Origin of the sequence: Shinella sumterensis (genome assembly GCF_004514425.2) — a bacterium.
Lineage (GTDB): Bacteria > Pseudomonadota > Alphaproteobacteria > Rhizobiales > Rhizobiaceae > Shinella > Shinella sumterensis.
The window spans coordinates 88,275-103,331 of the sequence record NZ_MYFN02000005.1 but is presented as its reverse complement, the minus strand read 5'-3'; the positions used below and the strand labels follow the sequence as shown (position 1 = coordinate 103,331).

Annotated in this window: 14 protein-coding genes; 10 read left to right on the top strand and 4 right to left on the bottom strand. The window is 65.7% G+C overall.

Annotation, left to right across the window (positions count from 1 at the left end; all coding sequences use genetic code 11):
* Positions 1-24 precede the first annotated feature (24 nt).
* Genes B5M41_RS11835 through B5M41_RS11825 form a run of 3 tightly spaced genes read right to left on the bottom strand, consistent with a single transcriptional unit; the run spans position 25 to position 2,888 of the window.
* Entirely contained in the window at positions 25-330 is a 306-nt protein-coding gene (locus B5M41_RS11835; RefSeq protein ID WP_134648391.1) for an antibiotic biosynthesis monooxygenase, read from the bottom strand.
* A 41-nt stretch (positions 331-371) separates the two neighbouring features.
* Entirely contained in the window at positions 372-1,934 is a 1,563-nt protein-coding gene (gene lsrK / locus B5M41_RS11830; RefSeq protein ID WP_167718958.1) for an autoinducer-2 kinase, read from the bottom strand.
* Between the two features lie 6 nt (positions 1,935-1,940).
* Positions 1,941-2,888 carry a sugar-binding transcriptional regulator gene (locus B5M41_RS11825; protein ID WP_134648389.1) on the bottom strand — a complete coding sequence of 316 codons (948 nt, stop codon included), beginning with the start codon at positions 2,886-2,888 and terminating at the stop codon, positions 1,941-1,943.
* A 238-nt stretch (positions 2,889-3,126) separates the two neighbouring features.
* Here B5M41_RS11825 and lsrA point away from each other — a divergent pair, with 238 nt between their 5' ends.
* From lsrA to B5M41_RS11785, 8 genes are all read left to right on the top strand, one after another.
* The gene (gene lsrA / locus B5M41_RS11820) at positions 3,127-4,629 is read left to right on the top strand and encodes an autoinducer 2 ABC transporter ATP-binding protein LsrA (RefSeq protein WP_167718955.1); all 1,503 of its coding nucleotides are present in this window, start codon (positions 3,127-3,129) and stop codon (positions 4,627-4,629) included.
* The gene (lsrC, locus tag B5M41_RS11815; protein WP_134648385.1) at positions 4,622-5,653 is read left to right on the top strand and encodes an autoinducer 2 ABC transporter permease LsrC; all 1,032 of its coding nucleotides are present in this window, start codon (positions 4,622-4,624) and stop codon (positions 5,651-5,653) included. Before lsrA ends, lsrC begins: the two co-directional genes overlap by 8 nt.
* The gene (locus B5M41_RS11810) at positions 5,650-6,663 is read left to right on the top strand and encodes an ABC transporter permease subunit (RefSeq protein ID WP_134648383.1); all 1,014 of its coding nucleotides are present in this window, start codon (positions 5,650-5,652) and stop codon (positions 6,661-6,663) included. The genes lsrC and B5M41_RS11810 overlap by 4 nt, the downstream gene beginning before the upstream one ends.
* Positions 6,664-6,665: 2 nt before the next feature.
* Entirely contained in the window at positions 6,666-7,697 is a 1,032-nt protein-coding gene (gene lsrB / locus B5M41_RS11805) for an autoinducer 2 ABC transporter substrate-binding protein LsrB (protein WP_134648381.1), read from the top strand.
* A 66-nt stretch (positions 7,698-7,763) separates the two neighbouring features.
* A complete protein-coding gene (locus B5M41_RS11800; RefSeq protein ID WP_134648379.1) occupies positions 7,764-9,017 on the top strand; it encodes a class II aldolase in 1,254 nt (417 codons plus the stop codon).
* A gap of 84 nt (positions 9,018-9,101) precedes the next feature.
* A complete protein-coding gene (locus B5M41_RS11795; RefSeq protein ID WP_134648377.1) occupies positions 9,102-9,770 on the top strand; it encodes an RluA family pseudouridine synthase in 669 nt (222 codons plus the stop codon).
* A gap of 10 nt (positions 9,771-9,780) precedes the next feature.
* A complete protein-coding gene (locus B5M41_RS11790) occupies positions 9,781-10,407 on the top strand; it encodes a class I SAM-dependent methyltransferase (protein ID WP_230640060.1) in 627 nt (208 codons plus the stop codon).
* 100 nt (positions 10,408-10,507) lie between these two features.
* Positions 10,508-12,130: an ABC-F family ATP-binding cassette domain-containing protein gene (locus B5M41_RS11785; protein ID WP_134648373.1), complete on the top strand. Its 1,623-nt coding sequence runs from the start codon at positions 10,508-10,510 to the stop codon at positions 12,128-12,130.
* Positions 12,131-12,156: 26 nt separating this feature from the next.
* Here the strand turns inward: B5M41_RS11785 and B5M41_RS11780 are convergent, their stop codons facing one another.
* Entirely contained in the window at positions 12,157-12,561 is a 405-nt protein-coding gene (locus B5M41_RS11780) for a (R)-mandelonitrile lyase (protein WP_134648371.1), read from the bottom strand.
* Positions 12,562-12,673: 112 nt separating this feature from the next.
* On the opposite strand from B5M41_RS11780, the gene B5M41_RS11775 reads away from it, so the two are divergent.
* Together B5M41_RS11775 and purU are read left to right on the top strand one after the other, a co-directional pair.
* Positions 12,674-13,912: a TIGR03862 family flavoprotein gene (locus B5M41_RS11775; RefSeq protein ID WP_134648630.1), complete on the top strand. Its 1,239-nt coding sequence runs from the start codon at positions 12,674-12,676 to the stop codon at positions 13,910-13,912.
* Positions 13,913-14,121: 209 nt separating this feature from the next.
* Positions 14,122-15,006, top strand: coding sequence for a formyltetrahydrofolate deformylase (purU, locus tag B5M41_RS11770; protein ID WP_134648369.1), 885 nt, complete (start codon positions 14,122-14,124; stop codon positions 15,004-15,006).
* Positions 15,007-15,057 lie beyond the last annotated feature (51 nt).

Here is a 15,057-nt window from a genome sequence, read left to right as displayed (position 1 = left end):
GCTGGTTCGCGCCCGGTGCCTTGCTCATTCGCCCAGGAAATCGGCCATTTCGACCTGATAGAAGGTCTTGGTGCGCGGGCCAGCGAGGATCGGGTCGATGCGGCGCACGCATTCCTGGTAATGCGCGGTCTTGCGGTGTTCGTCGACGGCTTCGGGCGAGGTGAACACCTCGTAGATCGTGAAGCTGTTTTCGTCCTCGGGATTGCGAAGCACGTCAAAGCGCACATTCCCCGGCTCCTGCCGCGTGCCCTCGTAATTGATGCGGAACGCCTCGAGAAACTCCGCGGCATGGCCCGGCTTGACGTTGATGCTGACCATCTGGATGAGCATGTCTTATTCCCTGTTATCTGTTGAAGTCCTGAATGAAGGGGTCAAAGGCCCGGCGCTTTCCACATGGCGGTGGTAACGCCCTCGTCGACGAGCTGGCGTTCCAGCGCATAGGCCCGCGCCCAGCGTTCGCCCGCCTCGTCATAGACGGCCTTGTGCGTGAAATCCGGCGCGAAGTGCCTGTCCCAGCGCACCCAGCCATCCGCCGCCTCGACGAAATCCCGGCGCAGGCCGATGCCGATGGCCGCGGCCGCCGCGCAGCCCAGCGCGGTTGCTTCCTTCACGACGGGTGTGACGACGGGAAGGCCCGTGGCGCTCGACAGGATCTGCGACCAATGGGCGGATTTCGATGCGCCGGCGGCGAAGACGATCTTGTCGGGTGTCCTGCCCGACAGCTTGAAGATGGCGGCGAGATTGCGCGCCGCGACGATGGCCGCATTCTCCTGCAGGGCGCGGAAGATCGCGGCCTTGCCGGATTTTTCGGGATCGATGGAGAGGTTCAGCAGCGAAGGGGCTGCGTGATACCAGTTGCCGTAGTGCATGACGTCGGAAAAGACCGGGATGATGCCATGCGCGCCGACCGGCACTTTCGCAGCCTTCTCCTCCAGCAGCCGGTAGGCATCGCCGCCGGGGCCGGCCGCCGCCAGTTCCTCGGCGCCGAAACTGTCGCGGAACCAGCGCATGACGATGCCGACGAAGAAGCTGATCGCTTCGGCCTGGTTGAGGCCGGTGACGACATGCGGATTGATGCGCAGGTCCATGGACGGGTCGGAGACATCGAGGCCGACATTCACCACCTGCTGCCAGAAGGTGCCGCCGAGCACGGCGCAGTCGCCCTCGTTTACGACGCCGATGGCGGCCGCCCCGCTCTGGCAGTCGCCACCGCCCATGACGACGGGCGTGCCGGGCGCTAGGCCGGTCTCGTCGGCCGCCTTCTCCGTGACGCGGCCGATGACCGTGCCGGGCTCGACGCTTTCGGGGAAGATATCGTCGCGCATGCCGGCCTTGGCCATCGCTTCCGGCAGCCAGTCGCGTTTCGCAAGGCTGTAGAGCCCGGTCGTTCCCGCATTGGACGGATCGCTGGCGATGACGCCGGACAGGCGTGCGAGCACCCAGTCGGACAGCATGCTGATCCGGTCGATGCGGGCATAGACGTCGGGCAGGTTGCGCTTCAGCCAGAGCAGGCGCGGCAGTGCGCCGAGCGCGAAGGTCTGGCCGCTCTGCGCATAAAGCTCGCTTTCGAGGCCCGGGAAATCGCGCTTGAGGTCGCGCACTTCGCTGACGGCGCGGCTGTCGACATTGGCGCACGCCCAGATTTCCCGTCCGCCGCGATCATAGGCGACGATGGCCTCGCGCATGCTGGTGGCGCTGACGGCGCGGATATCGGCGGCCGTTATGCCGGCCTCGGCGATCGCCTGCCGGATGGCGCGCGAAAGGAGCGCCCAGTTGCCCTCCACGTCGAAATCCATCGAGCCGGGAAAGCGCGGATCGGTCTTGTGCCACCATTCGTGCTGGGCGCTGGCGATCTGGTTGCCGTTTTCGTCGAAGATCACGGCCCGGCCGCTGCCGGTGCCGGCATCGACGGCCAGCAGATATGTCGTCGTCATGGCGGTTCAGTCCTTGATTTCGAGGAGGCCGGCGGCCGTTGTCTCGTCCGTGATGAGGATGCCGACGAACTTTCCGCGCAGGGCGGCGTGGATGGCCTGGACCTTCTGGATGCCGCCGGCCGCCGCCACGACCTTTTCGGCGCGCGAGAGCCCCGCGAGCTTCACGCCGATCACCCGGTCGTGCAGGGGCAGGTCGAGCGCTTCGCCGCGCTCGTTGTAGAACTGGCAGAGGATATCGCCGACCGCGCCCTTGCGGCGCAGCGGCTCCACCTCGTCGGGGCTGACATAGCCGGCCCGCACCACCGTCGAGGCAGCGGAAAGCTCGCCGATGCCGACGAGCTGGTAGGTGGCGTTGAGCGCCATGTCGAGCAGGTTCGCGACGGCCGGTTCGGAGGAAAGATTGCGCGCCACGTCCGGGTCGCGCACGACGAGCGGTGCCGGCACCAGATGCACACCGCTGCCCCAGTTGGCGGTGCGCATGCCGTCGACATAGGTGCTGACGCCGCCGGTGAGGCTGACGAGGCCGATATTGCGCTCGTTGGCGAGATGGCCAAGGCGCTGGATCGTGTTGGAGACGGTAGCCCCCCAGCCGACGGCCAGCAGGTCATCGGTCTGGAGGCGCTGCATCAGGAACTGCGCGGCGGCCTGTCCCAGCCGGTCGCTCGGGTCCTGATCGGGCAGCTGCGGCACGACATAGGCCTCGAGCAGCCCGTAGCGTTCCTTGATCTGCCGTTCGAGGGTGAGGCAGCCCTGATAACGCGAGTTGATGCGCACCTGGATGATGCCGGAACGGCGGCCGCTTTCGAGCAGGCGCGACACCTTGATGCGCGACATGTTCAGCTTTTCGCCGATCTCGTTCTGCGTCAGTCCGTCGTTGTAATAGTACCAGGCGATGCGGGTGAGGATTTCCTCGTCCGTATCGGCATAACTCCATTCCCCGTTATCCGTCGCCATCAAGCGCCCTTTCGGTCAATATCTGATCATTTGAATAGCAAAAAAACTTTTGATACGTCAACGCGTCGCGGCGGCGAAAAATTCTTCGCACGGGCAATGCATTGATTTTCGCCGAGAAATCATATTTTGCAGTGCAATATCGCATGCTTGCGGCGGCACCGCGCACCGTGAGCATATTGACGGCCTTCGATCATTGTGATCACATGATTGCCGTGAATTACATATGAACAGGTGCAGAATGACGGATCAAGCGGCGACCGGGAGGGTCGCGCAGCTGACGGATATCTGGAAGTCCTACGGTGCCGTCCCGGTGCTGAAGGGCGTTTCGCTCGCCTTGCAGGCAGGGGAGGTGCATGCGCTTCTCGGCGGCAACGGTGCGGGCAAGTCGAGTCTCATGAAGATCATGTCGGGCGTCATTGCGGCCAATTCCGGCGCAATCGAAATCAACGGCCGGCCGCTCACCCAGGCCTCACCCGCCCATGCGCAGGAGCTTGGCCTCTATCTGGTGCCGCAGGAAGCGCATATCCTGCCCAACCAGAGCGTTCTGGAAAACATCTGCCTCGGCCTTTCCGCCTCGCCACGGGCGCTGCGCCCGCGCGTCGCGCAGCTGGTGGCCGAGCTCGCGGTCTCGCTCGATCTCGATGCGCAGGCCGCAGCACTCGAAATCGCCGAGCGGCAGATCGTCGAAATCCTGCGCGGCCTCGTGCGCGATGCGCGCGTGCTGATCCTCGACGAACCCACGTCCGCCCTCACCCCCTTCGAGACGAATGCGCTGTTCCAGCGGGTGCGCAAGTTGCAGGCCCAGGGCGTCGGCATCTTCTTCATCTCGCACAAGCTGCGGGAAATCCGCGAAATCTGCCGCACGATCAGCGTTCTGCGCGATGGCGTCATCGTGCTGTCCGGTTCGCTCGACAGCTACAGCGACGCCGAGATCATCGATGCGATGAGCCGGGTGCAGATCACCGAGGCCTCCGGCAAGGACCGCACCGGCCGCAAGGTCTCGCAGATCGGCCAGCCGCGCCTCAGCGTGCGCGGCCTGAGCGGCGAGGGCTTCCGCAATATCAGCCTCGATGTCCGGGCGGGCGAGATCCTCGGCCTTGCCGGCGTCGTCGGCGCGGGCCGCACCGAATTCGCCGAAACGCTGTTCGGCCTGCGTCCCCAGACGGCGGGCAGCGTCGTCTTCGATGGCGCCGAGATGAAGAAGCGTTCGCCGCGCGTCTGCATCGACCGCGGCCTCGTCTACCTGCCGGAGGACCGCCAGCAGCACGGCCTCTTCCTGGAAGCGCCGCTGTTCTGGAATGTCTCGTCCTATCTCGTGCATCGCCTGCCGTTCTTCCTGCGCCCGGGCGCCGAGCGCAAGGTCTTCGAAACGTTCCGGTCCTCCATGGGCATCAAGTGCACCGGTCCCGGACAGGAGGCGCGCGGCCTTTCGGGCGGCAACCAGCAGAAGGTTCTGTTGGCGAAGTGCCTGTCGGCCCGGCCGAAGGTGCTGATCCTCGACGAGCCGACGCGCGGCGTCGACGTGGCGGCGCGCAACGATATCTACGATCTCATCCGCAAGCTTGCCGCCGAGGGCGTTGCCATCATCCTCATTTCCTCGGATTTCGACGAGATCGAGCAGCTTGCCGACCGGGTGGAGGTCATGGCGTTCGGCCAGTCCGGCGGGGCGCTCACGGACAATATCTCGGTCGACGCCATCGCCCGGCTCGCCTTCGGCGCTTCGGAGGCCCGTCATGCTTGATCTTTTCGCTCGCAACCGCGTTGCAACGCTCATCGTCGTGCTCGCCGTCGCCTATGCGGCGATCGGTGCAGTCGCGCCCGGCTATCTCTCGGGCGCCACCGCCTCGGTCGTCATCTCCAACAGCCTCGTCTTGATGCTGATTTCGCTCGGCACGATGATCGTCATCCTCACGCGCAACATCGATGTGTCCAGCGGCTCCGTGCTGGGCCTCAGCGCCGCCGTGCTGGGCCTCTCGCTCAATGCCGGCGCCGGCCTGCCGCTCGCCATCGTCTTCTGCCTGATGACCGGCGCCGCCGCAGGCGCCTTCAACGGTTTGATGGTCGCCTATCTCGGCATACCCTCCATCGTCGCCACGCTCGGCACGCTCGGCCTTTATCGCGGCATCATGCTGGTGCTGACGGGCGGGCGGTGGATCGAGGACCTGCCGCAGGGCCTGAAGGCGCTCGCCGGCAATCTCGGCTTCGGCTTCTCGGCGCTGACCGTCGTCGTGCTTCTTCTCGTCGCGCTCGCCTGGCATGTCCTGCGCAAGACACGCTTCGGCCGCTATTTCTACGCCGTCGGCGACAACCGCGCCGCCGCCCACCATCTCGGCGTGCCGGTGCGGCGCGTGCAGTTCACGGCCTTCGTCGCGACGGGCCTTTGCGCCGCACTTGCCGGCCTCGTCTTCGCCGCGCAGATCGGTTTCATTCCCAACCAGGCCGGCAACGGCGTCGAGCTGAAGGCGATTGCCGTCAACGTGCTCGGCGGTGTCAGCCTGCTTGGCGGCACCGGCTCGGTCGCGGGCGTGTTTTCGGCCGTCATCTTCATAACCTCCATCGACAGCGCGCTCGTCTTCCTGAAGATCCCCGCCTACTGGAACGACTTCATTGCCGGCGCCATCCTGCTTTCGGTGCTTTTGCTCGACGGGCGCATCCGCCAGATCATCGATCGGCGCATCCGTGCCCGCCGCTACGCCGTGCATGCGCGCGGCCCCGTCCCATCCGATGAAACGACAACGGCACAGACCGTGGAGGCGGGCCGATGAAAAAGCTGATCTTCCGCTGGGAGACCGCGCTCCTCGTCATGCTGGTCGCCGAACTCGTCATCTTCGGCATCATCAATCCGCGCTTCCTCAATGTCGCGAACCTGATCTACGGCACCTCGGATTTCGTGCAGATTGGCATCGTCGCCCTGCCGCTCACCCTGGTCATCATCGCCGGCGGCATCGATGTGTCCTTCGCCTCGGTGATCGGCCTTGCCGCCATCGTCTTCGGCGTCGCCACCTTCTACGGCGTGCCGCTGCCGCTCTCGATTGCGCTGGCGCTCGTCGCCGGTGCGCTGTGCGGGCTGCTCAACGCCACTGTCACCCATCTGTCGAAGATCCAGCCGCTCGTCGTGACACTCGGCAGCCTCTATCTCTTCCAGGGCACCGCGACGGTCGCGTCGGGTCTTGTCGGCGCGGGCGGCTACGAGGGCATCGGCAACTTCCCGGATGCCTTCAACGCCTTCGGTTATGCCCAGGTTCTCGGCCTGCCGGCGCCGCTCGCGCTGTTCCTTGTGCTCGCGCTGGTGCTGATCGTGCTTTTGCATTTCACGCGTTTCGGCCGCGCCGTCTTCCTGTCCGGCGAGTCGGAAAGTGCCGCGCGCTTTGCCGGCATCCCGGTCGGGCGCGTGCAGACCATCACCTATGTCATCACCGGCGTTTCGGCCGCCATCGCCGGTCTCGTCATGTCGGCCTATTTCGGTTCAGCCCGCGTGGACCTCGGTTCGGCGACGCTTCTGCCTGCCGTTACGGCCGCCGTGCTTGGTGGCGCCTCGATCTATGGCGGCCAGGGGTCCATCCTCGGCACGCTGATTGCCACCTTCGTCATCGGCTACCTGCAGCAGGGCCTGCAGGCCACCGGTGTGCCCAGCCAGATTTCCAGCGCACTTTCGGGAGGGTTGCTGGTTGTCGCGGTCGCATTGCGCCACGGAAGCGCCATGCTGGCCGATTTCATCGCCGTCGCCCGGCAACAGAAAAAATCCCGGGCGGCGGTCACTTCAGGAGGAGAATGAGAATGATCAAGTCCATGTTGAAATCCGGTGCTCTGGCCGCCGCGCTCGTTGCCGGCACCATGCTCGCCTCGGGCACGGCCCATGCCGAAAACCAGATCGCCTTCATCCCCAAGCTGGTGGGTGTCGGCTTCTTCACCTCTGGCGGCGCTGGCGCGACGAAGGCCGGCGAGGAGCTCGGCGTGAAGGTCACCTATGATGGCCCGACGGAACCCAGCGTTTCCGGCCAGGTGCAGTTCATCAACAACTTCGTCAACCAGGGCTACAATGCGCTGATCGTCTCCTCCGTCTCGCCGGACGGCCTGTGCCCGGCGCTGAAGCGCGCCATGGACCGCGGCGTACTCGTCATGACCTGGGACAGCGACGTCAACCCGGATTGCCGCAGCTACTACATCAACCAGGGCACGCCCGAGCAGCTCGGCGGCCTGCTCGTCGACATGGCGGCCGAAGGCGTGACGAAGGAAAAGGCAAAGGTCGCCTTCTTCTATTCCAGCCCGACCGTGACCGACCAGAACGCCTGGGCCGAAGCCGCCAAGGCGAAGATCGCCAAGGAGCATCCGGGCTGGGAAATCGTCACCACGCAATACGGCTATAACGACGCGCAGAAGTCGCTGCAGACGGCCGAAAGCATCCTGCAGACCTATCCGGATCTCGATGCGATCATCGCGCCCGATGCCAATGCCCTGCCGGCGGCCGCGCAGGCTGCCGAAAACCTGAAGCGTGCCGAGGGCGTCACCATCGTCGGCTTCTCCACGCCCAACGTCATGCGCCCCTATATCGAGCGCGGCACCATCCAGCGCTTCGGCCTGTGGGATGTCACGCAGCAGGGCAAGATCTCGGTCTATGTCGCCGATCATGTCCTCAAGAACGGCCCGATGAAGGTCGGCGACAAGCTGGAAATCCCCGGTGTCGGCACCGTCGAAGTCTCGGCAAACAAGGTCCAGGGCTACGACTACGAGGCCGACGGCAACGGCATCATCCTGCTTCCCGAGCGCACGGTCTTCACCAAGGACAATATCGCCAACTTCGACTTCTGATCACGCATGCGCGGCGGGCGGCTTCGGCCGCCCGCCGTATCCATTTCCAAAGACAGGACGATACGCATGAAAAGCCGCTGGAACGACGAGACTGCAGCCCGCTACGTGGAGGCCGCGCTGGCGGCAGGGCAGAGCGAGGCGCTTGGCCTTCGCATCTATACCTCGCGCATCATCGGCGGCGATCCCGATCTCGTGCTGCATGGCGGCGGAAACACCTCCGTCAAGGTCACGTCGGCGACGGGCGAGGCGCTGATGCATATCAAGGGCAGCGGCTGGGATCTTGACACGATCGAGGCGCCGGGCCTGCCGGCCGTGCGTCTCGAACCATTGCTGGAAACCCGCAATGGACCCAGGCTTTCCGACCCCGACATGGTGTCGCTGCTGCGCGCCAGCCTGATCGATGCGGACGCGCCCAACCCGTCCGTCGAGGCGCTGCTGCACGCCTTCCTGCCCTTCGCCTTCGTCGACCATACCCATGCGACGGCCATCCTGGCGCTGGCCGACCAGCCGGACATGCGCGAGCCGGTCCGGCGCATCTATGGCGATCGGCTCGCCTATGTGCCGTATGTCATGCCGGGCTTCGATCTTTCCATCGTCGCCGACCGCATCTATCGCGAGCATCCCGGCTGCGAGGGCCTCTGGCTGGAGAATCACGGGCTCTTCACCTTCGCCGACGGTGCCCGCACCTCCTACGAGCTGATGATCGAATTCGTCACCATGGCCGAGCAGGAGCTTGCCCGGAAGGGTGTGGCGCTTACCGGCCCGCAGCCCAGCGACGGCCCGGAGGACATGGCGCTCAGGGCGCGGCTGGAGACGGCGCTCGTCCGTGACGGCTCGCCTTTCGCAAAGGGCGTCTTCCTGGATTATCGCTCCACCGCCGCCATCCGCGCCCATGCGGGCAAGGCTGACGTCGAGGAGATCGGCCTGCGCGGCACGGTGACGCCCGATCACGTCATCCGCATCAAACCGTGGCCGATGGTCATCGAGGCCGACGCGGACGCGGACGCGATCGATGCGGCGCTTGCCGCCTATGCCGACCGCTACAGGGCTTACTTCGCGCGAAACGCCACGCGCACCAGCGAGCCGAAGCAGATGCTCGACGTTTATCCGCGCGTCGTCCTCGTCAGGAACAAGGGGGTCTATGCGCTGGGTGCGAGCGCCAAGGCCGCCGTGATCGGCGGCGATCTCTGCGAGCAGGCGACACGCGCCATCAACGCCGCCGAAGCCTATGGCCGCTTCACCCCCATCGGCGAGGCCGACCTGTTCGATATGGAATACTGGTCGCTGGAGCAGGCCAAGCTGAAGGTCGGCGCGAACTAGCGCCGGAGCGGGCCCCTTGTTCGCCAAGGGGCCGCCTGCGCGCTGCTGATGCACAAGGCTCGGGAAACGTGCTAATGGCGCGCCATGAATTCTTACTCGGAAGATGCGCCGGTCTATCATCCGCCGCTGGAGCCCCATCTGTCGCTGCTTCACCGCGACGCCGATCTGCTCGTCTATGACAAGCCGAGCGGGCTGCTTTCGGTACCCGGACGGCATCCCGCGCTGCAGGACAGCCTGCTGACACGGGTGCAGGCGTCGTCGCCGCAGGCGCTGATCGTGCATCGGCTGGACAAGGACACGTCCGGCGTCGTCGTCTTCTCGCGCAATCGAAAGGCCCATGCCTTCGTGGCGCAGCAGTTCGAGGCACGCACCACGCGCAAGTCCTATGTGGCCGTGGTCTGGGGGCGGGTTGCGGACGAGGCGGGCGAGATCGATCTGCCGCTGGCGATCGACCCCGAGAACAAGCCGCGGCACCGCGTGGATTTCGAAAACGGCAAGCCGGCCCGCACGCGCTTTGAGGTGATGGCGCGCGGCGAGACCACGACACGGCTGCGGCTCTTTCCGCTGACCGGCCGCACCCATCAGCTGCGGGTGCACATGAAAGCGCTCGGCCATGTCATCCTCGGCGATGAATTCTACGCGGACGGTCTTGCGCTTTCGAGCGTGAACCGCTTGCATCTGCATGCGGAGGAGCTGGGCTTCCGCCATCCCGATGGCTCGGAGGTCACCTACCGGGCTCCCGTTCCCTTCTGAGACCGACAGCGTGCAGAAACTCGAAAAATCGCCATTGATCGTCGATTTCGTCGGTGGGGCCGTCGGCCACCGCTTCCGTTCGGGTGAAGGGCGCGGGCAGGGGCTGGCAAAGGCCGCGGGCTTTTCCCCGGGCGTCACGCCTGACATCGTGGATGCGACCGCGGGCCTGGGGCGGGACGCGTTTCTGCTGGCGTCGCTCGGCGCGCGGGTCACGCTCATCGAGCGCTCCGAACAGATGCATGCGCTGCTTGCCGAGGGCATCGCGCGGGCGCGGGCGGAAGGCGGGCGCTATGCCGAGACGGTCGCGCGCATGACGCTGATCCACGGCGATTCCCGCGAACTGCTGGCTGGGCTGGCGCCGCAGGTCGTGCTGATCGACCCGATGCATCCGCCACGCGACAAGACGGCGCTGGTGAAGAAGGAGATGCGGCTGATCCGCGATATCGTCGGTGCCGACCCCGATGCCGTGGAGCTGATGCAGGCCGCGCTCGAAGCCGCGCAGAACCGTGTCGTGCTGAAATGGCCGCTGCGGGCGCAGCCCATGGCGGGCATACGCAAGCCCTCCCACCAGATCATCGGGAAGAGCACGCGCTACGACGTGTTCGTCAAGGCGAAGATCGCCGCGCCGGCGAACTAGACGGGCTCGGCCCCCGGATTGTGCGGTTTGCCGTGACGAATGCGTGGACTTTTTGCGCTGCGTCATGGCATAGGGCTGGCACACGACGAGGCCCGTTTCCATGATCCGCATCGAGAATATCAGCAAGTCCAACAGCCATCGCATCCTCTTCATCGAGGCGGCCGCCGCGCTCAATCGCGGCGAGAAGATCGGGCTTGTCGGGCCGAACGGCGCCGGCAAGACGACGCTGTTTCGCATGATCACCGGGCAGGAGCAGCCGGACGAGGGTCAGGTCTCCGTCGAGAAGAACGTCTCGATCGGCTATTTCAGCCAGGATGTTGGCGAGATGGCGGGCCGCAGCGCCGTCACCGAGGTGATGGACGGGGCAGGGCCGGTCAGTTCCGTCGCCGCCGAACTGCGCGAACTCGAGGCCGCCATGGTCGACCCCGACCGCCTCGACGAGATGGACGAGATCATCGAGCGCTACGGCGAGGTGCAGGCGCGCTACGAGGAGCTCGACGGCTACGGGCTGGAAAGCCGGGCGCGCGAGGTTCTGGCGGGCCTGAGCTTCAGCCAGGAGATGATGGACGGCGATGTCGACAAGCTCTCCGGGGGCTGGAAGATGCGCGTGGCGCTTGCCCGAATTCTTCTGATGCGCCCGGACGTCATGCTGCTCGACGAGCCGAGCAACCACCTCGATCTGGAAAGCCTGATCTGGCTGGAGCAGTTCCTGAAAAACTACGACGGCGCGCTCCTGATGACCTCGCACGACCGCGAGTTCATGAACCGCATCGTGACGAAGATCATCGAGATCGATGCCGGCTCGCTCAACACCTATTCGGGCGATTACGGCTTCTACGAGCAGCAGCGCGCGCAAAACGAAAAACAGCAGCAGGCGCAGTTCGAACGCCAGCAGGCGATGCTCGCCAAGGAGATCAAGTTCATCGAGCGCTTCAAGGCGCGCGCCTCCCATGCCGCGCAGGTGCAGAGCCGCGTGAAGAAGCTCGACAAGATCGAGCGCGTCGAGCCGCCGCGGCGGCGCCAGACCGTGATGTTCGAGTTCCAGCCGGCGCCGCGCTCCGGCGAGGACGTCGTCAATATCCGCAACATCGACAAGAGCTACGGCAGCCGGGCGATCTACCGGGATTTCAGCTTCCTCGTCCGCCGGCGCGAGCGCTGGTGCGTGATGGGCGTCAACGGTGCGGGCAAGTCGACGCTGCTGAAGCTTGTCGCAGGTGCCGCGGAACCTGATAGCGGCAGCGTGACGGTCGGCGCGAGCGTCAAGGTCGGCTATTTTGCACAGCATGCGATGGACCTGCTTGACGGCGACCTGACGGTGTTCGAATGGCTGGAGGCGGAGTTTCCGCGGGCCGGCCAGGGGCCGTTGCGCACGCTGGCCGGCTGCTTCGGCTTTTCCGGCGACGACGTCGAAAAGAAGTGCCGGGTGCTGTCAGGCGGCGAGAAGGCGCGTCTGGTGATGGCGGCGATGCTGTTCGATCCGCCGAACTTCCTCATCCTCGACGAGCCGACGAACCATCTCGACCTCGACACGAAGGAAATGCTGATCAAGGCGCTTTCGGACTATGAGGGCACCATGCTCTTCGTCTCGCACGACCGCCACTTCCTCGGCGCGCTGTCGAACCGGGTTCTGGAACTCAACGGCGACGACGTGCACCAATATCCGGGCGGCTATACGGAATATGTCGCGCAGACGGGACAGGAGGCGCCGGGCCTGCACGGCTAAGGTATCGGCAGGCGGGCGCCTGCCTGTCAGGCGCCCTTGCCGTGGTACTGTTCGTCCGTCACCTTTTCCAGCCACGTCACCGGCGAGCCGTTCTCGGCTTCGGCGATGGCCACATGGGTCATGGCGGTCCTGTCGGTGGCGCCGTGCCAGTGCTTTTCGCCGGGCGGAAACCACACGACATCGCCCGGACGGATTTCCTCGATCGGGCCGCCTTCGCGCTGCGCCCAGCCGAGGCCGGCGGTGACGATGACCAGCTGGCCGAGGGGATGGGTGTGCCAGGCGGTGCGCGCGCCGGGTTCGAATGTCACGATCGCGCCGCCGGCGCGGCCCGGCGCTTCCGCCTTGAACGGCGTGTCGAGGCGCACATTGCCGGTAAAGTAATCCGCAGGGCCCGATGTCGAGGGGCTGGTGCCGTTGCGTCTGATATCCATGGCTCTCTCCGATTCGCTGCCGCTATCCTACACGCCGGACGGGCCGCGATCACTGGCGCGGTCGCCGCGGAGCCTCTATGAGAACGGCGACGGGTTTGAAGGCGGGTGTGCGATGGGCAAGCGGATCGGGATCGTCGGCGGCGGGCCGGCCGGGCTGATGGCGGCGGAGGTGCTGTCGGCACGCGGCCACGCTGTCACCGTGCTGGAGGCCATGCCCACCATCGGGCGAAAATTCCTGCTTGCCGGCAAATCCGGCCTGAACCTCACCCACGCGGAGCCCTACGACCGCTTCATCACCCGTTTCGGTGCCGCCAATGAACGGTTGCGGCCGGCACTCGATGGTTTCACGCCGCAGGATATGCGGGCCTGGGCGCAGGGCCTCGGCACGGAAACCTTCGTCGGCACCTCCGGCCGTGTCTTCCCGACGGTGATGAAGGCTTCGCCGCTGCTGCGTGCCTGGCGCGCGCGTCTGGAGGCGCAGGACGTCGACATCCGCGTGCGCCATCGCTGGACCGGTTTTGCGCCGGGCGGGCTTTCGATCGAGACGCCGGAAGGGCCGGGGACCATGGCCTTCGATGCGGTGCTTCTGGCGCTCGGCGGCGCAAGCTGGCCGCGGCTCGGTTCGGATGCCGGCTGGGTCGACATGCTTGCCGCGAAGGGCGTGGCGCTGGCGCCGTTCCGTCCGGCCAATTGCGGTTTCGACGTGGACTGGTCGGCCTTCTTCACGGAGAAATTCGCCGGGGTGCCGGTCAAGGGCGTGACGGCGCAGTCGGTGGCCGGCACCATCCCGGGCGAGTTCGTGATTTCGAAGACGGGCGTGGAAGGCAGCCTGATCTATGCCCATGCCGCGGTGCTGCGCGATGCGCTGGAGGAAACGGGGGCGGCGACGCTGATGCTCGATCTGGCGCCCGGCCGCAGCGCCGAGCGACTGGAAAGCGATCTGGCACGGCAGGGCGGCAAGGCGAGCTTCTCCAGCCGGCTGCGCAAAGGGGCGGGGCTTGACGGCGTGAAGGCGGCGCTTCTGCGCGAGGGCTTTGCCGATAGCGCGGCACTCTCCCCCGCCGCGCTGGCGGCCGCCATCAAGGCGGTGCCGGTCCGGCTCGTGCGGCCGCGCCCGATCGCCGAGGCGATTTCGTCGGCCGGCGGTGTCGCATTCGACGCCATCGACGCGGCCTTCATGCTCAAGGCGCTGCCGGGCGTTTTCGTCGCCGGCGAAATGCTCGACTGGGAGGCCCCGACGGGCGGCTATCTCCTGACCGCCTGCCTTGCAAGCGGACGCGCGGCGGCGAACGGTCTGGATCGCTGGCTTTCGGGCCCCGAAGCCGCATTTGAGGGTGCTCCCGCCCGCTAGCGTAGGCTTTCGCTTGCCGCGTGGCAATTTCGACGCACTGGATGTCGCGAACCGGAAGGAGTCGCGGCAAGCGACAGCGTAGCTTTTGGCCATTCCAGGGGCTTGCACTGTCGCCAACCACCTGAAATATGCGCCAAGCCGTCGTTGCGGCCTCAGACAGGGGATTGCCGGGGCCACGCGCGCGCCGGCCGAACATGAGAAAAGAACCGATGACCAGCCACGTCCTGACCGTTTCCTGCCAATCGACCCGCGGCATCGTTGCTGCGATCACCGGCTATCTCGCCGAGAAGGAATGCAACATCGTCGACAGCTCGCAGTTCGACGATCTGGAGACCGGCCTGTTCTTCATGCGCCTCACCTTCACCAACGAGGGCGGTGTGCCGGAGGAGGACATCACGGCAGGTTTCGCGCCGGTCGCCAAGCCGTTCGACATGAACTACCAGTTCCATTCGAGCGAGGAGCGCATGAAGGTGCTGCTCATGGTCTCGCGCTTCGGCCATTGCCTCAACGACCTGCTCTACCGCTGGAAGATCGGCGCGCTGCCGATCGACATCGTCGGCGTCGTCTCCAACCACTTCGATTACCAGAAGGTCATCGTCAATCACGACCTGCCCTTCTACCACATCAATGTGACGAAGGAGAACAAGCCGCAGGCCGAGGCGCGCCTGATGGAAGTGGTCGAGCAGTCCGGCGCCGAGCTCATCGTGCTCGCGCGCTACATGCAGGTGCTGTCGGATGCCGTCTGCAAGAAGATGTCGGGCCGCATCATCAACATCCACCACTCGTTCCTGCCGTCGTTCAAGGGCGCCAACCCCTACAAACAGGCCTTCGAGCGCGGCGTGAAGCTGATCGGTGCGACGGCGCACTACGTCACGGAGGATCTCGACGAGGGTCCGATCATCGAGCAGGACGTCGCGCGCATCACGCATGCGCAGTCGGCGGAGGACTATGTCTCGATCGGCCGTGACGTCGAAAGCCAGGTTCTGGCGCGCGCCGTGCACGCCCACATCCATCATCGCGTCTTCATGAACGGCAACAAGACCATCGTCTTCCCGCCGAGCCCGGGCTCCTATGCTTCCGAGCGCATGGGGTGATCTAAGCCATCAACACGAAAAAGCCGGCGGAGACGCCGGCTTTTTTGTTGG